At 54.7% G+C, this 22,598-nt stretch carries 22 protein-coding genes; 10 read left to right on the top strand and 12 right to left on the bottom strand.

All coding sequences use genetic code 11. The annotated features are described in order from the left end of the window. Positions 1-523 precede the first annotated feature (523 nt). The 4 genes from K239x_RS14760 (at position 524) to K239x_RS14745 (ending at position 2,875) form a co-directional block, all read left to right on the top strand. Complete coding sequence (locus tag K239x_RS14760) at positions 524-706, top strand: hypothetical protein (protein ID WP_145418946.1); 183 nt, start codon at positions 524-526, stop codon at positions 704-706. A gap of 107 nt (positions 707-813) precedes the next feature. Continuing rightward, positions 814-1,176: a hypothetical protein gene (locus tag K239x_RS14755; protein WP_145418944.1), complete on the top strand. Its 363-nt coding sequence runs from the start codon at positions 814-816 to the stop codon at positions 1,174-1,176. A gap of 199 nt (positions 1,177-1,375) precedes the next feature. Then, the gene (locus K239x_RS14750) at positions 1,376-1,984 is read left to right on the top strand and encodes a DUF3124 domain-containing protein (RefSeq protein ID WP_145418943.1); all 609 of its coding nucleotides are present in this window, start codon (positions 1,376-1,378) and stop codon (positions 1,982-1,984) included. A 255-nt stretch (positions 1,985-2,239) separates the two neighbouring features. Further along, a complete protein-coding gene (locus K239x_RS14745; protein ID WP_419188970.1) occupies positions 2,240-2,875 on the top strand; it encodes a DUF3124 domain-containing protein in 636 nt (211 codons plus the stop codon). A 7-nt stretch (positions 2,876-2,882) separates the two neighbouring features. Here K239x_RS14745 and K239x_RS14740 read toward each other — a convergent pair whose 3' ends face one another. The 4 genes from K239x_RS14740 to K239x_RS14725 all read right to left on the bottom strand — a co-directional run bounded on the left by K239x_RS14740 (position 2,883) and on the right by K239x_RS14725 (position 9,102). Beyond that, positions 2,883-6,290, bottom strand: coding sequence for a mechanosensitive ion channel domain-containing protein (locus tag K239x_RS14740; protein ID WP_419188969.1), 3,408 nt, complete (start codon positions 6,288-6,290; stop codon positions 2,883-2,885). A 229-nt stretch (positions 6,291-6,519) separates the two neighbouring features. Then, positions 6,520-7,176, bottom strand: coding sequence for a hexitol phosphatase HxpB (gene hxpB / locus K239x_RS14735; protein WP_145418939.1), 657 nt, complete (start codon positions 7,174-7,176; stop codon positions 6,520-6,522). 283 nt (positions 7,177-7,459) lie between these two features. After that, positions 7,460-8,245 (bottom strand): glucosamine-6-phosphate deaminase, encoded by a 786-nt coding sequence (nagB, locus tag K239x_RS14730; protein ID WP_145418938.1) that lies wholly within the window; start codon positions 8,243-8,245, stop codon positions 7,460-7,462. A 134-nt stretch (positions 8,246-8,379) separates the two neighbouring features. Beyond that, positions 8,380-9,102, bottom strand: coding sequence for a PIG-L deacetylase family protein (locus tag K239x_RS14725; protein ID WP_145422374.1), 723 nt, complete (start codon positions 9,100-9,102; stop codon positions 8,380-8,382). Positions 9,103-9,373: 271 nt separating this feature from the next. On the opposite strand from K239x_RS14725, the gene K239x_RS14720 reads away from it, so the two are divergent. Next, positions 9,374-10,255, top strand: coding sequence for a helix-turn-helix domain-containing protein (locus K239x_RS14720; protein WP_145418936.1), 882 nt, complete (start codon positions 9,374-9,376; stop codon positions 10,253-10,255). Between the two features lie 43 nt (positions 10,256-10,298). Here the strand turns inward: K239x_RS14720 and K239x_RS14715 are convergent, their stop codons facing one another. The 5 genes from K239x_RS14715 to K239x_RS14695 all read right to left on the bottom strand — a co-directional run bounded on the left by K239x_RS14715 (position 10,299) and on the right by K239x_RS14695 (position 14,039). Then, entirely contained in the window at positions 10,299-11,057 is a 759-nt protein-coding gene (locus tag K239x_RS14715) for a phosphate ABC transporter ATP-binding protein (protein ID WP_145418934.1), read from the bottom strand. Further along, positions 11,054-11,926, bottom strand: coding sequence for a phosphate ABC transporter permease PstA (pstA, locus tag K239x_RS14710; RefSeq protein WP_145418932.1), 873 nt, complete (start codon positions 11,924-11,926; stop codon positions 11,054-11,056). Before pstA ends, K239x_RS14715 begins: the two co-directional genes overlap by 4 nt. Next, positions 11,919-12,791, bottom strand: a complete 873-nt coding sequence (pstC, locus tag K239x_RS14705; RefSeq protein ID WP_145418930.1) for a phosphate ABC transporter permease subunit PstC — start codon at positions 12,789-12,791, stop codon at positions 11,919-11,921. Before pstC ends, pstA begins: the two co-directional genes overlap by 8 nt. Then, positions 12,748-13,566, bottom strand: a complete 819-nt coding sequence (locus K239x_RS14700) for a phosphate ABC transporter substrate-binding protein (RefSeq protein ID WP_419188967.1) — start codon at positions 13,564-13,566, stop codon at positions 12,748-12,750. The genes pstC and K239x_RS14700 overlap by 44 nt, the downstream gene beginning before the upstream one ends. Before the next feature lie 164 nt (positions 13,567-13,730). Continuing rightward, a complete protein-coding gene (locus K239x_RS14695; RefSeq protein ID WP_145418929.1) occupies positions 13,731-14,039 on the bottom strand; it encodes an ArsR/SmtB family transcription factor in 309 nt (102 codons plus the stop codon). A gap of 330 nt (positions 14,040-14,369) precedes the next feature. On the opposite strand from K239x_RS14695, the gene sugE reads away from it, so the two are divergent. Then, positions 14,370-14,693 carry a quaternary ammonium compound efflux SMR transporter SugE gene (gene sugE, locus K239x_RS14690; protein WP_145418927.1) on the top strand — a complete coding sequence of 108 codons (324 nt, stop codon included), beginning with the start codon at positions 14,370-14,372 and terminating at the stop codon, positions 14,691-14,693. Positions 14,694-14,735: 42 nt separating this feature from the next. Here the strand turns inward: sugE and K239x_RS14685 are convergent, their stop codons facing one another. From K239x_RS14685 to K239x_RS14675, 3 genes are all read right to left on the bottom strand, one after another. After that, positions 14,736-15,707 carry a calcium/sodium antiporter gene (locus K239x_RS14685; protein WP_145418925.1) on the bottom strand — a complete coding sequence of 324 codons (972 nt, stop codon included), beginning with the start codon at positions 15,705-15,707 and terminating at the stop codon, positions 14,736-14,738. A gap of 353 nt (positions 15,708-16,060) precedes the next feature. Further along, on the bottom strand, positions 16,061-16,474 hold the full coding sequence (gene rnk, locus K239x_RS14680) for a nucleoside diphosphate kinase regulator (RefSeq protein ID WP_145418923.1): 414 nt from the start codon (positions 16,472-16,474) through the stop codon (positions 16,061-16,063). A gap of 29 nt (positions 16,475-16,503) precedes the next feature. Next, positions 16,504-16,743, bottom strand: coding sequence for a hypothetical protein (locus K239x_RS14675; protein WP_145418921.1), 240 nt, complete (start codon positions 16,741-16,743; stop codon positions 16,504-16,506). Between the two features lie 319 nt (positions 16,744-17,062). Between K239x_RS14675 and K239x_RS14670 the strand changes: the two genes are divergently transcribed. The 4 genes from K239x_RS14670 (at position 17,063) to K239x_RS14655 (ending at position 22,596) form a co-directional block, all read left to right on the top strand. Then, positions 17,063-18,265 (top strand): two-component system sensor histidine kinase NtrB, encoded by a 1,203-nt coding sequence (locus K239x_RS14670; RefSeq protein ID WP_145418919.1) that lies wholly within the window; start codon positions 17,063-17,065, stop codon positions 18,263-18,265. A 133-nt stretch (positions 18,266-18,398) separates the two neighbouring features. After that, the gene (locus K239x_RS14665) at positions 18,399-18,734 is read left to right on the top strand and encodes a hypothetical protein (RefSeq protein ID WP_145418917.1); all 336 of its coding nucleotides are present in this window, start codon (positions 18,399-18,401) and stop codon (positions 18,732-18,734) included. 152 nt (positions 18,735-18,886) lie between these two features. After that, positions 18,887-21,178, top strand: coding sequence for a SulP family inorganic anion transporter (locus tag K239x_RS14660; protein WP_145418915.1), 2,292 nt, complete (start codon positions 18,887-18,889; stop codon positions 21,176-21,178). A 38-nt stretch (positions 21,179-21,216) separates the two neighbouring features. Then, on the top strand, positions 21,217-22,596 hold the full coding sequence (locus tag K239x_RS14655; RefSeq protein ID WP_145418913.1) for a sigma-54-dependent transcriptional regulator: 1,380 nt from the start codon (positions 21,217-21,219) through the stop codon (positions 22,594-22,596). Positions 22,597-22,598: the final 2 nt, after the last annotated feature.

The following is a 22,598-nucleotide window of genomic DNA, read 5'->3' as shown; positions in this document are numbered from 1 at the left end:
GCTCCGGATTTCAGAAGGATTGAATTGGTGACAGCTAGAGGACAGCGAAAGTCGTGCCAAACCAGTCAACCGCCTCAATACGCGTGCATATAGGGGGGACATCCGCGTCGAAGCACCATGGCATGGTCGCTGGACCGCCAGAGCGGTGTCAAATCGCGCGGACATCTTGGTCGGTTGATCCCGGAACAAACGCACACTTGTCGGACATTTTCCGAAGCGTATTTCTTTAGGGATGCGAACTCATGCGGCGCGAGCGCTGTCGTGCTGCGGTATGGGACTGACAGGTCAATTCAACTTCGTCGATTTGGCCTTGGCAGTGTCAACCACAGTTGACGCCGAAGCACGCAAGTTGACATGGGAAAGAAGGGGGCCATTGAGAGAACAAACATGACTTATACGGCAAATCGTGGGGCAATCGACAATGCCGTCCGGCACGCGGTGTCGGCGGTACGGCTGTTGCATTCTTTGAGATCAGAAAGTCACAGGAGGACGTCACCGTACTTCTTTCTCAGGGACCACAGTCATGTTGATACGAGACCCCAACTACCCCGAAACAGATCACGGAGAAGCCTGTTCACACAGCGAAATCGATTCGCGCCGTGAGCCTTCGCAGCGTGAGCAGTTATATAGCGAACAGGTCACTGGCCTGGTCGCACTGATATCCGCAGTCTTGATTGCGATACTGTTACGTTCGATTTGCACGTAGCGAATCAGTTGACTTCACCGCACTACGAAACGAAAGCAACGCAAGCCTCGTCAACGAGATCAGCTACCGATCATTCTTATTTTTCGACCGCCATTGGAGAAGCTAAGATGCACGTTTCTGTGAATTCGTCAATCGACCGTATCAGTTCTGATGCTCGCGAATCGATAAGCCAGATGATTCAAGGCACACTGGCTCGATTTTCGTCCAGCATCTCGCAAGTGAGAGTGCAAATCATCGACGAAAATGGTCCACGGGGAGGCGAAGACAAGATCTGCCGCGTCAATTTGATGATGCCCGGATTAGGGTTGGTTACGGCGAGTGCAAAACATGAAAAAGTCATGGCCGCAGTCGCAGAAGCTGCCCGCCGCACGCGACGTATCGTCGTCGCCAAACTGAAACGTCGGCAGGATATCGGGCGGCGCGCAAAGCAGGGGAGGTTGCTTGAAGCCAGCGAACTGTTAGAAGTTTAATGTAGCGAATCGCGAATTGATTCGGCGTTTTACAAACTGAATGGCTCGGTTCCAAAAGCGATGTGGCGTGATGACACGTGCGTTGTGAATTGAGCTGAGCCTTTCCTCGTTGTGATCCGTCGAGCTACGAAAGTTTTGATCGACGGCCCCATCGACTGTCCGATCAACGGGCCGTTCTATGATGACCCCAATGGGAACCATGTCTGACGCTACCGACGAACCAATCGAGAAGATTGAAAAGATCGTTCGCTACCTGAAATTGATCGTTTTTTTGATCGTGATCGTTCCGATGGTGGCCTTGGCGGCGATCATGCAATTGCGTTTTCAGTCAGTGAAAGAAGATCCAAACTTTCACATGCCAAGCGTCAGGGACGCCGCCAGGGTGGATATTGATTCACTGCCATGGCATCCAGTGAGTGGACAGACGCTCTATGTTCCAGCGTACTCCCACATTTTTCACCAGGACGGCGTGCCGCGATTGTTGACGGTGACGTTAAGTGTCCGAAACACGGATCGCAAAAATGAAATTATTGTTTCGTCAGTCAAGTACTTTGACTCCAGCGGAAAGGAAGTTCGTTCGATGTTGCGAAAGCCGTTAAAACTGAGTCCGTTGGCATCGACGGAGTTTGTTGTCGAACAGAAAGACAAGAAGGGCGGGAGCGGAGCCAGTTTCATCGTCGATTGGCAAAGCGGTCAGCCGGTGAGCCATCCAGTCGTCGAATCGGTCATGATCGATACCAGCAACGCCCAAGGCATCTCGTTTGTGCGTTCGGCCACGGTCCTGGACGAAGTTGCCAAGCCTGAGTGAGCTTGCTGCTTGTTTGAGTGATTTGCCGCAGTCGGTCTGTTTGGTGGGCCGATGAGGTTGGCGAACGGATTTGCGACGAGATTCGCAAGGAGATTCACGACGGGGATTGCGGCGTCTTTATCAATCATCGCCGGCGCCCTAAATTCGTTCTGTCGGAATGTTGTTTTGGTGATCCCTTGTTCGGCGATCACGGCAGGCGGCGTTTCAGGCCCTCGCTACTTCCCGCTGAAAATATGAGTTCCAGGAAGACACGCCATGCCAACGAATATCACGGACGAAGAAGTCACTCGTTTCATGCGGCAGTTCAAGCTGCTTTTGGCCGGTGTGGTCGCGCTCTTCGTCGTCCCGCTGATCATCTACGCGGTCTTCATGCAACGGCGACTGGACGCTTTTGCCGAAACTCTGCAGTACAGCGGACCGCAGACTCTACTGGTCGATGACGCCGCTCGCACGGACCTATTCCACTTGGCTACCAGTCCTGTCCAGGGCCAAGTCGTTTACGTTCCTGCCTATTCGCACATCTATCACGGCGATGGAGCTCCCTATCTGCTGACGATTACGTTGAGTGTCCGCAATACGAGCATGGATGAGGAGATCGTGGTGAAAGCGGTTCGCTATTTCGATACCAAAGGCAAGCTGGTGAAGTCGTATTTGCCAAAGCCCGTCCGTTTGCCCGCGCTAGGGACGACGGAAATTCTCATCGCACGGGACGACGCGACGGGAGGAAGCGGTGCAAATTTCTTGGTGGAATGGTTTGCCGACAATCCAGTCACCGCGCCTATCATCGAAGCCGTGATGATTGATACGGATTCGCAGCAGGGCATCTCCTTTGCACGTCGTGGTTCGGTCATTCGCGAATCGACGTCACAGGCGAACGAGTCGGCGAAGTAGCGTGTAACTAGTTTCCGTCAGGGCGATTGGCCTGAAAAGGGATCGGCTCTTGATCGGACAGTACCGTCAAATTGACATCACGCTGCGGAAACGGAATTTCGATGCTCGCGTTTGCCAGCGCTTTCGCGATGGACGTGTTCACTTCGTGGGTGACGGCGATTCGGTTGTTCAAGTTTGCCAAGTAAAAACGAACGATGAAATTGAGCGAACTATCGCCGAACGATTCCAAGTTGATCGCCGGCGCAGGGTCTTTCATCACTTCGGGGTGTCCGTCGACGACCTCCAGCAAGAGATCACGGACGCGATCAGGGTCCACGCCGTATTGAACACCGACGGTCAAGGTCATTCGATTAATGACGTTGCTGAGTGACCAGTTGAGCACGTTCTGAGTGATCAAATCTTTGTTGGGGATCAAGAGTTCTTTGCGATCCCAATTGGTAACCGTGGTGGCTCGCATTTGGATCCGCGTCACGGATCCGGTGGTGTCGCCGATCGTGACCACATCACCCACGCGGACAGGTCGTTCAAGCAGCAAGATGATTCCGCAGACAAAGTTGGCGATGATCTCTTGCAGGCCAAAGCCGATGCCGACCGATACGGCTGCGAGTAGCCATCCCAGTTGTTGCACGGGAATACTGAGTAGCTTGAATACCACGACCGCACCGATAATGAACAAGGCGTATCGCAGCAGCATCGACATCGCGTACCTGGCTCCGGAATCCAGTGACGTGCGGCTGAGGATGACCAGTTCCAGCAGACTGATAAAATTGCGAGCGGCAAAGACCAATCCAAGCACCACCAGAATTGACATCATCAGATCCAGCAGTGAAACGAATTCGATGTTGTCACCCGTTCCGACTCTCCAGAGCGTCAGTTCGTCGAAGTACTCAATCGCCGGCATGATGTCACGCCAAATCACGCCCAGCCCCATGACGGCGATAAACGCAGCCAGCACCCAAGCGGTCTGACGTGTCTGTTGATCCAGCGTGGGGAGATCCGCGACCTCTGGTTCGTCGATGGTTTCCCCCGTCGTGACGCCTGTTTCATTTGAACCCTCGGCAGCCAGTGCAGCGAGTTTTCTTTGACGTGCTTCCTTGGCTTGCCGTCGCGCGACATCGCGGCGATGAATCGAAATCCACCGATAAACCAAGGCCAGAATCAGCAAGACAAACAAGAGCCACAGCAATGTGATCTGGACCAACCGTCCCAGTTTCAGAACCGTGTCCAGATAGCCGACCAAGGCGAGCACCGAAAAGGACAGAGGCAGCAAAACCAAAACGCCCCAAATGATATTGCGTCGTCGGTAGACAATGGACTTTGGGTTGCCGCGAACCACGTCGCTATACAGCGGGCTTTTCTTATTGAAGATAACGTGATGAAACGCTGCGATGATTGCGAACAGCATCGTGGCTGGCCATCGAAATCCAAGAGTCCGAGCGTTGGAGTCGGGGTGTCCCATCAGCATCAGCATTAGGAACAGGCAGGCGGCTCCCAAGCACGTGTACCAGTGCAAATGAAACCGCAGGTGGGATCTCAATTGGGCCGACCAGTTCAGGTGCGCGTCGGCAAGTCCACCATCGCGGCAAATCTCGCGCAGTACTTCTCGAGACGCGACAAAGATGGCGATCGATTTGAGCGTGGAGCCGAGAATATGCGAGAACGGTTCGTCCGCCCCTTTTGAGAGTAGAAACCCCAAGACCAACAAAACGCCTGGCCATACCGCCGCTGCAACGATTGATGCTAGAAGCGTGCGGTAGGTGGGATGAAAGGTGGAGTGCGAATGTTTTGCCAGCACTCCCTGTTCGGCGATGAAGCGACGCATCCGCGAACGCCAAACAATCAGCGCCAGTCCCAAAAGTACCACCAGAGCGGATTGCGCGGGCCGCAGTCGAAAACTACGTCCGATCGCGCCGGCAGCGGAAAGCCATTTTGCCGGGTTGGCGCTCCAACTGACAGCCGCGGGCAATTGACGCAATTCATCGATCGAAACAACCGGCGCGCTGCGCGTCCAGAACAGACGACGATTGACAAAGTCGTTGTAGTTTTCGATCGCATTGGCCAGTTCGCGACGCCGGGTGTCGCCAGTTCCAATCGATAGAATCATCGAATTGAGTTCTTCCAGCGTGTCGGACATCAATGCGCGATGCTTCTTAAGCAGCACCCAGCGGGCTTCGGGTGGCGAGAGTGATTTCCAATCAACGGAATTCGATTTCCACTCAATCGCGGGAGCCTCGAGTTCCTGAAGTTCCAAATCCACTTTTCGGATCGCATCTTCTAGCCGGAAGGACTCCGTTTGATATTCCGCGATCTTGTCGCCGATCGAAAGGTCCGGTTGGTACTGGTTGCCTAGATTCGAAAACGTGTCGCGGCGTTCTCGGAAAATCGCCCCCAGCGCGTCTGTCAGGCCGACGGTTTCGACACGGCTGATCGAGGTCGCCAATTCGTTTTCGACTTCTTCTTTGGCATTTTCGATCTCGCTCACATTGTTCGTTGCCTTTGCCGATTCGGAAATCAATTTTCGCTGGCGTTTGGCAAGTTCGACATTGTCCGCGGCCAGACTCTTGAGAGCATCGGGAATCAGATCGACTAAATCTTGCGTGTGGCGTACCGTGTCGGCTGCCTGTTCACGCTGCAGCTTGGTTCGACGTTCTTTCATCGCGTCGACTTTCTTTCGCAAAAGCGTGACCGATTGGTTGGCCAATTGCTGCCGCAGTGGGAGCAGTTCGGAAGTCGCTGCATAGGCTGCCCGTTCTTGCCCCAGGCGTTCGAGCACTTGCTTCAATTCTTGAGCACGAGCGGTCAGCCAAAGCGTTCGCGCTTTGGTTTCGACGGCAGTTTCGTTGCCAGCTTTGCCCTCGGCCAACTGCTTTTGCGTACTGGCAAGTTCTTCCGTTGCTTCGATCAACTGAGCCGGGATCTCGCTCAATCGGGTTTGTCGGCGAGTCGGCTCGGTACTCAACTGCTGGTTTTCGCTGGTGGCCTTTGCTAATTGCAATTCGGCATCAGGAATCTGCGTGGCAAGTTGATCGGCAGTCAGAGCGTCAATCGAAGCGATGGGGCTCGCCTTTTCTCGCTCGATCTTTTGTGTCAGCGACTTGATCTCGTCGCCGACACCTTTCGTCATCTCGGCAAACGAGGCGGTTTCCTTCTTTGATTTTTCGACGCTCAGCAATGATTGCTTCGTTCGCTCCAAACGCTGCTTCAAACTGGCTTTCAGTTCGTCGTTCAGTTCAGTGTCCAAGTCGATCTGATCAGCAATCTCCGCAATCGACTCGGCACTCACTTCGGTGACTTCTGCAGCCGTTGTTTGGCCCGGCTTATTCAGCTCGGACTGTGCAAAAACGCAGGGCAATGCCATCAAACCGTTTGTAAAGGCGACGATTGCGAGCAGGCGTAGAGATGTATTCAAAGACATGGCAAATTTGGTTAGCAAAGACTCCCGTGCGTAAGAATTCAAACGGTAGCGAAATTGGATGCGGATTACGACGGCCCCCAGAGAAGGCTCCGAGAGCCCGAGATTCGGCACCATAGAAAAGGCCGACAGGCAAGATTCCGGGCGTTCGGCTGGGATTGGCTTGCTCACGTCCTTGGCTTGCTCACGTCCTTAGTTTTGCCCGTTCGCTTTCGGGTGGGACGCAGGAGCCTTAGAGCGATTCAAGCAAGTCGACTGTCAATTCACCGAGCGAGGACAGTTTCTTGTCGGAGATCACGAATCGCGGTTCGGCAAAGGCTGACGCCTCAGGCACGATGATCGCCTTCATTTCAGCCGACTTTGCGGCCAACAATCCTACGAACGAATCTTCCAACGCAACACATCTCGCCGGCGGAACGCCCAGCGCATCACAGGCGTTCAAGTAAACTTCGGGATGAGGTTTGGAACGTTTCAGCTCAGCTCCGGAGACCTGTACTTCAAAGATGCCGTGCAGATCAAACGAGTCGATCGTTGCCCGAATCAACGACATCGGCGAAGACGAAGCGAGCCCCAGTTGTAAGCCAAGTTGCTGGCAAGTTTCGATGGCGTGGTGCAATCCCGGCATGATTGGTTTGTGTTCTTGGACCAGATCGACCACTCGGTGCACAATTCGCTGGCAGACTTGGTCCGTGGAAATCGATTCCCACGGTGTCTTGGCAAAATACGATTGCACGATTTCATCGACTCGCATGCCGGTCGTTTCAATGGTGTCCTGGCGTGTAATCGGTACGCCCAGGTTTTGCATCACCTCCAACTGAGCATCTTGCCAGTAGGGCTGTGAATCAATCATCAGCCCATCCATGTCGAAAACCGCAGCTTGGATGTTCATCGAACTGTGTCAGTTTGGGGAGTCCTGTGTATCGCCCAGAGGTTGAGCGGGTAATGCATGAACCCTACCGATGCAAAGGCAGATCGGACAGGCCCTTGCGGTGCGCGGCGAGGACGAATCAGGGTACGAACAGAGAAGGTTTGTAATTAGCAGAATTGCGCAAGCCATCCGGTCTTGGATGCACCGGACGGTTTGCGCCGTTCCGGTAATAGTGGAGCGATTTTCGATTTAGGGGCAGCCCAGACAGGATGTGGTTTTTCCGGGGCCTGAAATTGTGAAAGCTTCAGCCTGGCAGTTCCGATGCCGCATCCGAGTCGAGCAGGTAGCGGACGTCGACGTGATTTTGCAGGAACGTAGCGGGGACACTGTCGCTTTGTTTGCCTGCCGCAGCGCGGGCGACGATGGGTGCTTTGTGTTTGCCGAACGCAAGTAGTCGAATCCGACGTGAGTCCAGGATGGTTTGGACGCCCATCGTGATTGCCCATTGAGGGACATTGTCGACGCCGGCAAAATCACTTGCTGCGTCAACTCGCGTGACCGAATTGAGCTGTACCAGCCGGGTGAGCGAACTTCGATCGGAGCCTGGTTCATTGAAGCCAATGTGCCCTGTGCGGCCGATGCCCAAGAGCTGCAAATCAATGCCGCCGGAGTCATCGATAAGTTGTTCGTAGTTGTGGCAGAATTCGTCGACTGCGCCGGTCGATAACAGGCCGTAGGGGATGTGAACGTTGGCGGGATCGATGTCGATATGATCGACCAGGTTCTCGTTCATAAATCGATGGTAGCTTTGCGGAGCGTCCGGCCGCATCGGAAAGTACTCGTCCAAATTGAACGTGACGACATTCGCGAACGAGAGTCCTTCATCGCGGTGCATGCCGATCAGTTCTGCGTAGACACCCAGCGGTGTCGACCCGGTCGCCAGACCTAGCACGCATTGGCGTCCATCGGCTTGTCGTTGGCGAATCAAGCTCGCGATTTCGGTGGCGACGCTATGGTTGGCATCTGCAGCGACTGCGAAAGCTTGCAGGTCGATTCCATTGATTAAATGGTGTTGGGGTCGGTCTGGCATCAGAAACGAAAATGTTCGTGCAGTGGTTGGAGGGAAGAGGTCTTGGTCTGTTGCGGCGTCTTGAAAGTTGCTGCACTGAGGCTGTGCTAAGTTGAGCCCGTGCAAACTTAGGCCCGTGCTAACTTAGGCCCGTGCTAAGTTTTCAGTGGAAACATCTTCGCCAATACGTCGTCGTTTGGATGTCCATGACCTCGATGCTGCACAAACACTTCGGCTGCTTCGACACCACATTGACCGCCGCGCTGCGTGCCGTAGTCGCGCATCGCCGAAAGGTACTCGTCGATACGGTTGTGCGCCTTTAGCCAGTCGCGTTGGCTGGCGTGGCAGCTTAGCATTTTGGTTTTGCGATCGAGTTGTTCAGTAATTTCGATACACGTGGTCGGCTCCACAGGATTTCCGAGTCGATCTTCGCCACTATGTCCGTCGCAGTAGTACAAATGCGGCACGGCTGATCCGTCGACCAGTGGCAGTTGGGACGCGTTGGGAGCTGCGTACACAAAACTAGCTGCGCGTCCAAGTTGTCCCGTGATTTCATGGTCGGCGTGGTAGTCGGACATTGGCATGGTGATCACCAACGTCGGTGCGATTTGCCGAAACAGGTCGATCGTCTCCTGCAATGTCTCGCGGTCGTACACAACCCTGCCGTCGGGTTGGCCCAGGCAATGAAATTTCATGCCAACGCTTTCGGCAGCTCCAGTGCCTTCGGCAATGCGTATCGCCGAAACTTCTGCAGGCGACCCTGTCAGAGCACCGCAATCTCCTGCGGTGACCGAAGCGATGTGAACTTCCCAGCCGGATTCAACCATGCGAATCAGAGTTCCTGCACAAGTGATTTCGGCATCGTCAGGATGGGCCATCAAAGCCAACGCGACTTTACGATCGGCAGATTCAGTCGAATGCACCACAGGGTTCTCCAGTAGTTAGGTCAAGGATTTCGATGGGCAGGATTCACCGCATCGGATCACGAACACGGAATGGTTCAGCCGCACTTTATCAACGCGGATCGACTCGGTTCCTCATCACGATCGCCGGTTTCTGATACGCTCTTTGCGCATGGGGGAGATTTTCGGCTAATGCTTGCGCCCATTCGCCTAGTCTGATACTTTGTTTGCGCACTGGTGTTTTGTGATGAAACCATCTTTCGAAAAGCTCGTTCCGACTTCCGGACAGTCCTATCGCTGTTTTGATCGATCGGCGCTGGATTCACCGACCAAGTGGCATCGGCATCCGGAAGTGGAACTGACGTACATTCCCCAAGGCTCCGGTTCCCGAATTGTGGGCGACCATATCGGCAGTTACGGCGATCACGATCTGGTGCTGATCGGATCGTTCCTGCCGCACACGTGGGCATCGGATGAATATCGCGGAGAGCGATACGACCGTCACACTGCCATTGTGTTGCAGTTCCATCCGGAATTTTTGGGACCTGATTTTTTTGCGTGCGGGGAAATGAGCGAAGTCGCGATCTTGTTGCAGAGGTCAAGCCGCGGGCTATTTTTTCCGGCCAATATCGCTGCGACGATCGGTCAACAAATGACGCGGCTTGTCACTAGCTCGGGGGCCGCACGCTTTATTGGGCTGTTGTCGATTCTGAGCGAACTCGCTGACAGCGGTGTTGGCCAGCCGCTGGCGAGTGAACAGTTGCCTTACTTTTCTACGTCCGGAGCCAGCGATCAAGCCGAGTCACGGATCCAACAGGTATGCGATCATATCTCGCAACATTTGTCAGACCCAGAACTGTCGCACCGCGACCTGGCGGAACTTGCCAACATGAACGCGTCTGCGTTCAGCCGATTTTTCAAACAATCGACCGGTCGCACCGTTTCGGCTTACATCAATGAACTAAGAATCGGTTTGGCGTGTCGACTGTTGGTCGATCGTTCCGATGCGATTCTTTCGATCTGCCATCAAGCGGGATTTGGAAATCTGTCCAATTTCAATCGGCGATTTCGACAACTGCGTGGGATGACTCCGAGCGAATATCGCACGGGTTTTCGAACTTCGGTTTAGAACAGCACCAAGCGATCACAGTGTGCTCCACCGAGCTGAGTTTCTATCCCGACGTTCCCGCAAAGTAAGCTGCTGCGATCGGGTGGTTGGGTTTGGAAAAGACGGTTTCCGTTGGACCTTGTTCGATAATCTCGCCGGCTCCGTCGTTCATCCAGAACATCGCGACTTCGTCCGAAATGCGTCGTGCTTGGGCCAAATTGTGGGTCACAATCAAAATGGTGTAGCGCTCTTTGAGGCTCAGGATGAGAGCTTCGACAGTCGCTGATGCAATGGGATCCAAGGCGCTACACGGTTCGTCCATCAATAAGATACTCGGCTTCAACGCCAGCGCTCTGGCGATGCAGAGTCGTTGTTGCTGACCACCGGAGAGTTTCAAGGCGGAATCATCCAGCCGATCTTTTACTTCGTCCCACAACCCGACATCTCGCAGGACTGATTCAGTAATTTGGTTCAGTTGTTGTCGGTCACGCTGCCCGTGTTCTCGCACTGCCAATTGAATATTGTTGCGAATCGACATGGCAAACGGATTAGGTTTTTGAAAGATCATTCCGACACAGCGCCGGAGTTCCGCCGGGGAGCGATTCCGATCCTGAACATCGCAGCAATTCACGATCACTTGGCCTTCGATACGAGCGCTGGGGATCAAGTCCGTCATTCGGTTCAGCGAAGATAGAAACGTGGATTTGCCACATCCCGAGGGGCCCACGATCGCAGTGATCTTTCCCGCTGGCGCATGAAACGTGACGTCACGCACCGCCTGTTTGTCGCCGTAATAGACGCTTAGAGACTGCGTTTGAATCATACGTATTGCCTTGAATTCATGTCTTCGGCCGTTTGTCCCGAAAGCTTCGCCGATGCCTTCGACGCCAGTGACATGGCAGCCGCGTTAATGATCAACAACATCGCAACCAATAAAGCCGCCGTCGCATTGGCGCGGCCGTCACCGGCGGGCACATTCATCGCCATGTCAAAAATATGAACGCTCATCGAACGCCCCGAACCCATCAGGGATTCCGGCTGACGTGTCACATAGCCGGCTGTAAAAATCAACGCGGCTGTTTCTGCTAACGCGCGTCCAATGCCCAGCACCAAGCCTGCTGCGATGGCAGGGAGTGCCGCTGGGAGCGTAATGCGAAAGAACGTGGTCGTGCGAGAGAGACCTAGCGACGCGGCCGCGTAGTGGTAGTCCGCTGGCACCGCCCGTAGGCCGTGCTCGGTGGTGTGAATCAAAATAGGCAAGATCATGCATGCCAGGGTGAGACCGCCTGCCAAGATCGAATATCCCATGCCCAAAGCGACGCAGAAAAATGCGTTTCCAAACAACCCAAAAACAACCGAGGGCACGGCGGCCAACACATCCAGGCAACGGCTGGCAATCCAGGCCCAGCCAAAACGTCTGTGTCGTTGTTGAGCCAGGGCTGCGGCTGCAGACAACGACAGTGGAACCGCCGCGATCAACGCCACCATCAGAATCAACATCGTCGAAACGATGATCGGTGCGATCCCACCACTTCGGCCAGCGTCCTCAGGCGGCTGCGCTAGGAATTCCCATGACAGGTCTCCGATTCCGCGATATAGAATGTCTAGCAAGACCCAGCCCAGCACGGCCGCGACCAACGCTGCAGCGGATCCAATCATCAGCGATACCAAGCGGTCGGTCAGGCTATTCATCGACAGCTCCGCCGAAACCAGCCAAGCTGACAGAGACAGCCACGATGGCAATCAGAAACAGCCCGCTGACGAAGAGCACCGAGCGATGACCGGCGGTCGCATAGCCCATTTCCAACGCGATGTTGGCGGTCAAGGTTCTTGCGGGCGCGACAATCGAATCGGGCATTTCGACGACGTTTCCGGCCAGCATCAACACGGCCATGGTTTCGCCCATCGCTCGTGCTAGCGCTAACAGCAACCCGCCCAAGATTCCGCGTCGGGCTGCTGGCAAGGCGATCCTGCGAATGGTGCTGGACCGGCAAAACCCGAGTGCCGCGCCGCCAGCGAGCCACTCGCCGGGGACGGATCGCAAAGCTGCTTGAGTCGTCAGTGCCACGGTGGGCAGGATCATCAGCCCCAATACCAAGCTGGCTGTCAAAATGCTCTGACCGCTTCCACCCAATCGAGCCACGATGGGTGCGAGGACTACCAGTCCCCAGAGACCGAATACAACCGACGGAATTCCAGAGAGCAATTCGATCAACCGTCGGTACCAAACTGCGATCGCCGTCGGCGCGTAGAATTGACAATAGATAGCAGCGCTGATTCCAAGGGGGGCAGCGATCAGGATGGCGCCCAGCGTGATCGTCAGCGACGCGACAATCATCGGCGTTAAATTGAATTGGTCCGACAATGGATGCCAGCTTGCATCGGTGATGAAGCGTCCGACACCAATTTGGCGAATCGCTGGGATTGATTCGCTGATCAAAAACGCAACCACCAGAAACACGATCGCGGCGGCGACACACGCACTGCTGCGTGTGACGACCGTGAACAGCCAGTCACTTTTTAATCGGGACAAAGTACTGAGCGACCACTTGGTCATGTACTTCCTCCGATTGGCAAAATTCGACAAACGTCCTCACAAGCGGGTTTGCTAAATCGATGGTGACCAGATTCAATGGCCGGCTCATCGGGAATTCGCCCGAAGCCACCTTTGCGGTGGTGGCAGCGATGCCCCCGACTGGCAGCAACCGAATCGGCGTGCCCGTTGCCGCTTCAACTTCCGCCGTCCCGATCGAAACATAGCCCAGCGCGCCCACGGCACCCGCAACGGTTTTGATGCCGTGCTGGTTGTCTCCCACAATCACATCCGCTTTGACGTCCGGATTGTCGATTTGAAAGTGCTTTAAGAACACTTCCAGAGTCGCTCGGCCTTCGGCTTTGTGCACCACCTGGATCGACTGATCGCGGCCACCACACTGGAGCCAGTTGTCGATCTTGCCGGTATAGATTCCAACGACCTGCCGCTGCGTAAGTTCCTGAACCGGGTTGGATTCGTGCACGATCAGAGAAACACCATCCGCAGCGATCTTATACGCGTTCAAGTCCGTTTCGTTGCCTTTCAGCGGGCGACTGGCCATGCCAATGTCGGCGACGCCGCTGCGAACATCCGCAATGCCTTTGCCGGTACCCCCTGTTTGCACATCGATGCGAACACCGGGGTTTAGTTGCTCGAATCGTTTAGCGATCTCAACCACCAAAGGAGCCAAGGTGCTGGAACCAGTTACGGTTAGCCTGCCGGAAAGGCCGCTTGAAGTGATTTCAGCCGCCCCGTCGCTACGAGTGTGGCAGCCAGGCATCAGTGTCACTGCAATCACGCCAGCGCACAGCCTTACCCAGAAAGAGGCGTTGAGTATTAAACGACAGGACGCGCCTATCGATTCGATGCCAACTGGCGTTTCAATACCAACTGGTGTTGTCGGATGATGAATCAAGTGGTTTTTCGGTGGATAGAGAGCACGTGCAAGCACGTTCGTTGGACCTATTTAAACGAAATTCTGCAGCAACCCAAATTGATCGCTCGGCCCCGTCGACTGCCTTGCACATCGCTGGCCAGCGAATACAAAACTTGTTTGCCCTCGCGCTGTGATACGACCAAGCCGGCTTCACGAAGCACTCGCAAATGATGTGACAGCAACGTCGGTTCCACTTCTAAAATCGCGCTGATCTCTCCAACATGCTGGGGACCTTGCATAAGACGCTCGACCACCGCGAGTCGCGTTTCGTCAGCCAGAACCTTCAAGATTCCTGCGCAGTCGTCCGCAGCAACGCGAATAGAAGCCGATTTCATAATTCTCTCACTTGCATAATTCTCTCACTTGAATGCACGTTCACATGAACGGACGTTGAAGTGTACGAGGTTGAGTGTCAATCAGGGAACGCATCCTTAGGAGGCAAATCGTTTCGCTGGCAATCGTGCCGTGCCGCGGTTTCGTACGACCACGGAACGCGAAATCATGTAATGTCGACACGGCAGAACATACCGACGATATTGCCAGCAGAATTTTGGCGTCCGTCTGAATCGTGCGCATTAATACGGCCGAATTTGCCTTCACAACGCTCGCGAAATATTGATTCGTTTGCTTGTGAATTTTGGCAACAGCAACTCAGGAAAAGAAAGATGCCTTGGATCTATTTGGTCGTCGCTGGTGTGTTGGAGATCGGCTGGGCGATCGGCCTGAAATACACTGACGGTTTTTCGAAGCCGCTGCCCACCGTGGCGACGTTGCTCGCGATGGCCGCCAGCATGACATTGTTGGCAATGTCCTTGCGCACGATTCCCGTTGGCACGGGGTACGCGGTGTGGACCGGCATCGGGGCAGTGGGAGCGGCGATCGCAGGCATGATCTTGTTTGACGAATCGCGTGCGATTGGCCGACTGATTTGCATCGGACTGATTGTCGGAGGCATCGTCGGGCTCAAAATGTTTACGCCCGCAATTTAGCGCACTAGTTCGCCGGGCTGATCGCCTTCGTCATCCGCTCTGCTACGAATAGATTCGGAAGCACGTGTAGACGACAAAGCCGGTGGCAAACAAGGCTCCTTCCCAGCGACTAATTTGTTTGCCGGTTGCAAAAACGGGCAAGCAAATCACGGCAATCAAGCACATGATTGGCAGGTCATATCGAAGTGCTTGGGCACTGACCGCCATGCCGCTTGGCGCGATCGCGCTGGACAATCCCAGCACAAAGGCCAGGTTAAAAAGATTGCTGCCGACAACATTGCCCACGGCGATGTCACGTTGACCGCGAACGCTGGCCATCAGAGAAGTGACCAATTCTGGCATCGACGTTCCGGCGGCGACCACGGTCAATCCAATCAGCAACTCGCTGACGCCCAACCAGGTGGCGACAAAAACGGCCCCGCTGACAAGCCATTTTGAACCGACTCCCAGCAACGCTAGTCCCGCCAAGACGTAACCGATTTGAGCAGCTAAATGGAAACGAGAATTTTGTTCCGGCAGTTCCTCGGTGGATGATGCGTTGCGCAAGGCCACGGATTCTCTGCGAGCCATCGCCAGGGTCGTGCCGATGTACAGGATCAAAATGAAGAACAAAATCGTTCCATCCACTCGGCTTACCAAACCATCGCTTGCCAAACCCCATGTCAGTAGCGAGACCGCAATCATCACGAGCAGGTCAAACCGAATCAGTCGCCGCGATACCACCAGCGGAGCGATCAAGGTTGAAACGCCGAGCACAAAAAGAACATTCAAGATATTGCTGCCGACGACATTTCCCACGGCCACATCCGCCGCGCCGGTAAACGCCGCTTGCAAACTGACGCCAAGTTCGGGGGCACTGGTGCCGAACGCGACCACGGTCAGTCCGATCACCAGCGATGGAATCCGAAACGCTTCGGCGATCGCAGCGGCGCCCCGTACCAACAATTCGCCACCGCCGACCAATGCGATTAGGCCCCCAAGAATCAATAGCCAGGATTGAAGCTGCTCACTCATTGCTCTAACTATTTTTCTAGCGACATCCTTCAAAATCGCCTGCCCTTTCCAAAATCAAGCCGACGATCACTCTGTCTGCTGAATGAATCGGCGTCGTGGAATCCAGAAAGCCGGTCTAACAAACCAGCCTTCCCAGAGGCGGCGTCCTCGGTGAGTGGCAGAGAATAGCACGGAGCGTGAAATTCCGTCAGGGAGCGTGCAATGGCGGACCACAGCAGCGTCGCTCACATTTGAACGGAACGCCCAAGCGTAATCGCTCGGGCTGAATTGCTCGGAATTAATCGCTTGGGTCGGTGTGCCAGAGCGTCACGCTACGCCGAAGAGAAAATGGTCTTCGTCAGACGGCTGATTTCTCAAACGACTGCGGCGTCTCGCTCGGGCTGATAGACCACTTCGTCGATTCGCATGTTGCTCCTGCCGGAGGGAATGTTCCAGCGAACTCGATCGCCGACGGCGTATCCCAGAATCGCGGTTCCGATCGGAGCAAGAATCGACAGACGGCTCTCGGCGATGTTGGCTTCTTTGGGATAAACCAGCGTGTAGGTGTCGACGTCGCCAGTTTTTAAATCGGTCATCTTGACGATGGAGTTCATTGTGACGACGTCGGGCGGGATCGCAGCGGAATCCACGATCACGGCTTGCTCCAATTCGGCAATCAGTTCGCGAAAGACCCGGCGGTCAACGATCGCAGCCAGCCATTCATCGTTCATCAGATCGGTCAATCGACTAAAGTCTTCACGAGTCACATGGATTTTTCTAGAGGCCATGGGGAGGGTTCCTTTCGAAACCAGATTCGCTAGGCGAGAAAGTCTGGACGGAGGATGAGGTAGGTCAACATCAGCAAAGCAGGCACGACTAGCAAGAACAGCATCGCTAGAATGATTCGCGTGATGAAGCGTTCTTCTTCGTCGTCGGTTTGGGGGCGTTGCAAACGCCACGCGGATCGAGATTCGCGTAGTCGTTCAAAACTGGAACGTGGATAATGAGTAGCGGCTGACGAATTGTTCGGGGGCTCGAAGTTAAGTGCGGACTTCATCGACGGGACCTCCAGTCGGAAAGACTCCGGCGACAGCAGCTGATTTCTATTTTTCCGTAAATCTCCAGCGTGATTGCCAGTTCGCCGAACTCGGGTTCGAAGCAAAGCAGGTACTTCACGCGGCAAGTGATGCACGCGGTGATTACTCGGCGGGTAGATAATGCACGTAGTGGGCCAAAGCGATTCACAACGAAGTTTTGGGCGTTCGACTGTCGCAACGCGTCATCTGTGGTTCCCGAGGCGTAAACCCAGGTTGACGCGCGGAGTTGCTTGTCCTTTTCGGATCGAAAAACACAACACCATGCGTTACGTTTAAACGATGAACTCACCCGCCCCGCTTCCCTGTCGTGGAGACCCGATTCCTCCGGAGTACTTTCGTGCGATCGCAGAAGGCACCGTGGATTGGGAGAGTTGGATTTCGGTGACCGGAGATGTTTTGTGGGTCAACGAAGCGGTGCATCGGTTCACTGGCTACACGCCTGCGGAATGTTTGAAGATGGCGGACTACCCGTTGCCTTTGTTGGTTCCGGAAGATCGCCAGTGCATGGCTGATCATCTGCGTGATGCCGTGAGCGGAAGTACCGAAAACAACATCGAATTCCGAGTGCTCCACCGTGATGGATCGACACCCTGGATGGCAGTGTCATGGCAACCGATTGCGGATGGTAAAGGCAGATCGCTTGGGTTCCGAGCGAGCGTTCGTGATGTCACGGAAAAACGACGCTTGCGCGAACAGTTGCGATTGCAGAACGAACATCTTGAGCAACTGGTCCAAGAACGCACGGCCAAGATCGCGCGACTGGAACAGCACCGCTTAAAGATGGAGAAACTTGCCGCATTGGGTGAACTGGCTGCGGGCGTGGCGCACGAGATCAATAATCCGTTGGCTGGGATCCGCAACGCCTTTGCTTTGTTTAAGCGAAGCCTCTCTGACAGCGACAAACACTACGACAAATTGGAAATGATTGATGCGGAGATCGAACGCATCAGCGGAATCACGCATCAGATGTATCAGCTGTATCGACCGAGTCAGCAGCAAGCGAGTCGATTTTCGATTGGCGAGTTGATCGACGAAGTCATCACGTTATCGATGCCGATCATCCAGAAATCGCAAGTGGATGTAGTGACAACTTGCGGTGAACTACAAGCGACGGAGCGACTGTCGGCAACCGAAGTGTTTTTGCGCAAAGGAGAACTGAAACAGGTGCTGCTGAACTTGGTGCGAAACGCAATTCAAGCATCACAGCCTGGGCAAAAGGTGGTGGTGACGGTCCAGACCGTTGCTTTGACAGCGACGATTTATGTGTCCGATGAAGGTCACGGCATTGATCCAGCGGTGATCACAAAGATTTTCGATCCATTTTTTAGCACCAAGGCGGAAGCGATCGGTCAGGGCATGGGGCTTGGATTGTCCGTGTCGCACGGGATTATCGAAGCGATGAAAGGGACCATCGATGTCAGCAGTGTGCCCGGGGAAAGCACCTGTTTTGTCGTGCGCCTGCCGCGAAAGTTGGCCGAATAAGCAGTGTGCAAAAAACCACATTGCTAAGTCGGTTGCATGACGAAAGCACTTGTCGGCAACCTGCGGTCCATTATAATTCGAGGGGTCTTTTTGCGATTGCCATCAAGATGCCGCTTCGTCTATGAATTGCCGCATGCTTACTCAAACTGTAACGACTCGCACGACCGGATCACGATACGTTCTTTCGTATCTGATGCTGCTTGTGCTGGCGTTGTTTAGTTTCGGGATCACGACGACTGCCGCTCGAGTGTCGCTTGGCAAAGTGACTCAGTCCGAAGCCGAAGAGATCGAAGAATCGGTCGGGGTGACTTCACCGCGACGTCGCGAATCGGTGCGGTTGCTCGGGCGAGTCGCCATTCCGATTGCTCGCTTCGTTCAGCGACGCGATTTTGTTCGCAACTCACAAGCTCAACGTGCGATCGTTGGGCATCGTCATGCAAATGGCCTTCTGGCGCCGATTCGGTGTTAGCGGTCGACGTGATTCGTCGATTCGCTGTCTCAATGTAGTTTGCGATTGTCCCCTAGAATTCATGATGGATTCATTGGCAAGTTGCTTATCCGCTGCACCCCAGACGCGACTGTTCCGCTTTATCAGTCTCAACATGCAACCAATCTGCACCCATGCCAACCACTACGTCCATGTTTTCGCCCAGCTCGATCGCCCGTGACCTCGTCGCCGGACTGGTCGTCTTTCTTGTCGCACTGCCCCTATGTCTGGGTATCGCTTTGGCCTCTGGAGCCGACCTGTTTTCCGGATTGCTTTCGGGCATTGTCGGTGGGTTAGTCGTCGCGGTTTTCAGTGGTTCGCACACCAGTGTTAGTGGGCCAGCCGCAGGGCTGACAGCGATTGTGGCTGCTCAGATCGCAATCCTCGGATCGTTTGAAGCGTTTCTGTTGGCGGTCGCGATTGCCGGCATCATCCAAATCGGATTTGGCCTCGCGAAAGGCGGAGCGTTGTCGGCGTTCTTTCCATCCAGCGTGATCAAAGGCCTGCTGGTCGCAATCGGCGTGATTCTGATTTTGAAACAGATTCCGCACGTCGTCGGGCACGACGCCGACCCCGAAGGCGACATGTCGTTTCAGCAACCTGACAACGAAAATACGTTTACGGAATTGTTGATCACGCTTGCCGGCGACGTTCACCTCGGAGCTTTGGTGATCGGCTTGCTCTCGGTGGCGTTGTTGATGGGCTGGGATCGTGTTCCCAAGCTCAAAAAGTCGCTCATTCCGGCGCCGTTGTTGGTCGTTTTGCTGGGCACCGGTTTGAGCATTTGGTTCAGCGGTTGGGGAAAACCATGGTCGATTGGGCCAACGCACTTAGTGCAAATTCCAATGGCCGCCAGCGCGTCAGAATTCATTGGATTTCTGCGAATGCCTGACTTCGACCAAATTGGAAATCCCGCGATCTACATCGCAGCGATCACCATTGCGGTCGTCGCATCACTGGAAACGCTGCTGAACTTGGAGGCCGTCGACAAACTTGATCCGCGGAAACGCAATTCTCCGTCCAGTCGTGAGTTGGTCGCACAGGGCTGTGGCAATTTGGTCTGCGGTATGATCGGCGGATTGCCGGTAACGTCGGTGATCGTTCGCGGTAGCGTCAATGTGGGATCGGGTGCCAAGTCAAAGCTGTCGGCGATCTTTCACGGGGTGTTGTTGCTGGTCAGCGTGGCGGTTTTGCCAAAGTACATGAACATGATCCCGCTGTCGGCGTTGGCTGCGATTCTGTTGGTGACGGGTTTCAAATTGGCCAGCCCGAGCACGTTTAAACAGATGTGGAAGGAAGGCCGCTATCAGTTCATTCCGTTTATCGTCACGGTGGTCGCGATCGTGATGACCGACCTGCTGGTTGGTATTTTGGTTGGACTGGGAATTGCGGTTCTGTTTATTCTCAATAGCAATCTGCGTCGGCCGATTCGACGCGTTGTAGAGCATCATACGGACGGAGATATCACGCACGTCGAACTTGCCAATCAAGTCAGTTTTCTGAACCGGGCTTCGATCGAACGATTGCTCAATCAAGCTAAACCGGGATCGCGGTTCATTATTGACGCTCAGGGGTCAGACTACATTGATCCAGACGTTTTAAGTCTGATTCGTGACTTCAAGGACAACGTCGCGCCGACTCGAAAAGTGCTTGTCAACTTGGTCGGATTTAAAAGCAAGTACCAGTTCAACGACGTGATTCAGTTTGCCGATTACACGACGCGCGAGTTGCAGGAAGCGATTACTCCGGATCAGGTCATTAATATCCTTCGCGAAGGAAATGAACGCTTCGTCGATGGAACACGTCTGAACCGAGATTTGGGGCGCCAAGTGATGGCGACGGCCAGCGGCCAAAACCCGCTCGCTGCGATTCTGAGCTGCATCGATTCGCGAGTCCCGACCGAACTGGTTTTTGACCTGGGAGTGGGGGACATTTTCAGTGTCCGCGTAGCAGGCAACATCGTCGGTACCAAATCACTGGGCAGTATTGAATACGCTGTCGGTGTCGCGAACGTCAAATTGGTGATGGTGCTGGGGCACACTCGTTGCGGTGCGGTCACGTCGTCCGCAAATCTGATCGACGTCGGCCAAGGGGCTCAGGCAGCGACCGGATGCGAACACTTGCAATCCATTGTCGACGAGATTGCACCGAGTGTCACTTCGCGATTGCAGGATTTCGAGATGGGATCGCGTGGACTTGCTGATCTTTCCGATGCCGAGGCGGAAGGTGTCATCGATGACATCGCCAGTATGAATGTCGCACGCACGGTCAATGAGATTCTGGCACGGAGTACCGTGATACGTGAGGCCGTCGATCGCGGGCAGGCGAAAGTGGTCGGCGCGATGTATGACGTGCGATCCGGGATCGTCCAGATTCTTGACGCGAACGGAATGCCGCTGTTTCAGGAAACCGAAAACAGCGCGTAGTGTTTCGACTGCCTTTGCAAAGCAAGAGAATTTTCTCGATGAACACGCAGCGCATCCTGATCGCCGACGACGAGCCATTGTTCCGCGACACCACTGCGGAACTTTTGCGCGACGAAGGCTACGAATGCGTCTGCGTGGAAGACGCCAGCGACGCAATCAACGTACTCAACGAGCAGTCGTTTGACCTCATTCTGTCCGATCTGAACATGCCGGGGAACTTGCAACTGGAATTGCTTCAAGAGGGACGCACCAAGTTTGCGCACGTGCCGATGATCGTCGTCACTGGTGTGCCGTCGATTCCCTCGGCGATCCAAAGTGTGCGGTTAGGCATTGCGGACTACTTATCGAAACCGGTTAAGTTTGAAGAGTTATTGGCCTCGGTTCAAAAAGCTCTTCTGCATCGCCCGGCAGCGGTGGTTCGTGTTGACACCGGCGATGAACGCGAAGCGGGTTTCAATTCCAAGTATCCCGAGATCATAGGTAAGAGCCCCAAGATGCGGGAGTTGCTGGAGATTGTCGATCGCGTTTCGCCTAGCAACACCAATGTCTTGATAACGGGCGAGAGCGGGACCGGCAAGGAAGTCGTTGCGTTCGCGATTCACCGCAATAGCCCACGTCGTGATCACACCCTGCAGGTGATCGACTGCACGGCGATTCCTGAATCGTTGTTTGAATCGGTGCTGTTTGGTCACGTCAAAGGATCGTTCACGGGGGCGGTCAAGGATCAGACGGGATTGCTGCGAGCATGCGACGGCGGCACGGCATTCTTTGACGAATTGGGTGAGCTGCCGGCAGCGTCTCAGGCGAAGCTTCTGCGTGTCGTCCAGGAGCAGACATTTACGCCGGTCGGCGACAGCCAGCCGATCAAAGTGGATACTCGATTTATCAGTGCAACCAATCGAGATCTGTCTGCTGAAGTTGACGCGGGTCTGTTCCGCCAAGACCTTTTCTACCGGCTTGCGGTCATTCACATTGAATTGCCGCCGCTGCGACAACGAGGCGACGATGTCGTCTTGCTCGCCGAAGCATTCCTGAAAAAGCTTCGTCCTGCCGGTTCGACGATCAACGCGTATTCTCCTGAAACCATTGACTGCTTTCGTCGCTATCGTTGGCCCGGAAATATTCGCGAGCTACGCAACGTTGTCGAACGGGCGATTGCAATGACGCATGGCGATACGATCACACCGAGCGATTTGCCGGATTCGATTCGCAATCCAGCAGACGGGTCGACCAGTGAGATGGCGGAAGTCTCTCGCGATGAAGCACTCGATCGTGCCGACCGAGCCTATTTGCACGCTTTGATGGAAAAGCACGACGGTGTGATTGCCAGCGCGGCGCGACAGGCCGGACTTTCTCGCCAAGGGATGAACAAATTGCTGAAGCGTCACGAAATCAGTGCGGACAATTTCCGCCGCTAGCT

Source organism: Stieleria marina, from assembly GCA_007741555.1.
In the GTDB taxonomy this organism is placed as follows: domain Bacteria; phylum Planctomycetota; class Planctomycetia; order Pirellulales; family Pirellulaceae; genus K23-9.
The sequence above is the reverse complement of the archived record's forward strand: the minus strand, read 5'-3'. Positions and strand labels throughout refer to the sequence as shown.

Excerpts from the sequence above, each read along its gene's own strand:
- K239x_RS14760 (WP_145418946.1), top strand. The coding sequence starts at position 524 with ATGTTGATACGAGACCCCAACTACCCCGAAACAGATCACGGAGAAGCC.
- K239x_RS14755 (WP_145418944.1), top strand. The coding sequence starts at position 814 with ATGCACGTTTCTGTGAATTCGTCAATCGACCGTATCAGTTCTGATGCT.
- K239x_RS14750 (WP_145418943.1), top strand. The coding sequence starts at position 1,376 with ATGTCTGACGCTACCGACGAACCAATCGAGAAGATTGAAAAGATCGTT.
- K239x_RS14745 (WP_419188970.1), top strand. The coding sequence starts at position 2,240 with ATGCCAACGAATATCACGGACGAAGAAGTCACTCGTTTCATGCGGCAG.
- K239x_RS14740 (WP_419188969.1), bottom strand. The coding sequence starts at position 6,290 with ATGTCTTTGAATACATCTCTACGCCTGCTCGCAATCGTCGCCTTTACA.
- hxpB (WP_145418939.1), bottom strand. The coding sequence starts at position 7,176 with ATGAACATCCAAGCTGCGGTTTTCGACATGGATGGGCTGATGATTGAT.
- nagB (WP_145418938.1), bottom strand. The coding sequence starts at position 8,245 with ATGCCAGACCGACCCCAACACCATTTAATCAATGGAATCGACCTGCAA.
- K239x_RS14725 (WP_145422374.1), bottom strand. The coding sequence starts at position 9,102 with ATGGCCCATCCTGACGATGCCGAAATCACTTGTGCAGGAACTCTGATT.
- K239x_RS14720 (WP_145418936.1), top strand. The coding sequence starts at position 9,374 with ATGAAACCATCTTTCGAAAAGCTCGTTCCGACTTCCGGACAGTCCTAT.
- K239x_RS14715 (WP_145418934.1), bottom strand. The coding sequence starts at position 11,057 with ATGATTCAAACGCAGTCTCTAAGCGTCTATTACGGCGACAAACAGGCG.
- pstA (WP_145418932.1), bottom strand. The coding sequence starts at position 11,926 with ATGAATAGCCTGACCGACCGCTTGGTATCGCTGATGATTGGATCCGCT.
- pstC (WP_145418930.1), bottom strand. The coding sequence starts at position 12,791 with ATGACCAAGTGGTCGCTCAGTACTTTGTCCCGATTAAAAAGTGACTGG.
- K239x_RS14695 (WP_145418929.1), bottom strand. The coding sequence starts at position 14,039 with ATGAAATCGGCTTCTATTCGCGTTGCTGCGGACGACTGCGCAGGAATC.
- sugE (WP_145418927.1), top strand. The coding sequence starts at position 14,370 with ATGCCTTGGATCTATTTGGTCGTCGCTGGTGTGTTGGAGATCGGCTGG.
- K239x_RS14685 (WP_145418925.1), bottom strand. The coding sequence starts at position 15,707 with ATGAGTGAGCAGCTTCAATCCTGGCTATTGATTCTTGGGGGCCTAATC.
- rnk (WP_145418923.1), bottom strand. The coding sequence starts at position 16,474 with ATGGCCTCTAGAAAAATCCATGTGACTCGTGAAGACTTTAGTCGATTG.
- K239x_RS14675 (WP_145418921.1), bottom strand. The coding sequence starts at position 16,743 with ATGAAGTCCGCACTTAACTTCGAGCCCCCGAACAATTCGTCAGCCGCT.
- K239x_RS14670 (WP_145418919.1), top strand. The coding sequence starts at position 17,063 with ATGAACTCACCCGCCCCGCTTCCCTGTCGTGGAGACCCGATTCCTCCG.
- K239x_RS14665 (WP_145418917.1), top strand. The coding sequence starts at position 18,399 with ATGCTTACTCAAACTGTAACGACTCGCACGACCGGATCACGATACGTT.
- K239x_RS14660 (WP_145418915.1), top strand. The coding sequence starts at position 18,887 with ATGCCAACCACTACGTCCATGTTTTCGCCCAGCTCGATCGCCCGTGAC.
- K239x_RS14655 (WP_145418913.1), top strand. The coding sequence starts at position 21,217 with ATGAACACGCAGCGCATCCTGATCGCCGACGACGAGCCATTGTTCCGC.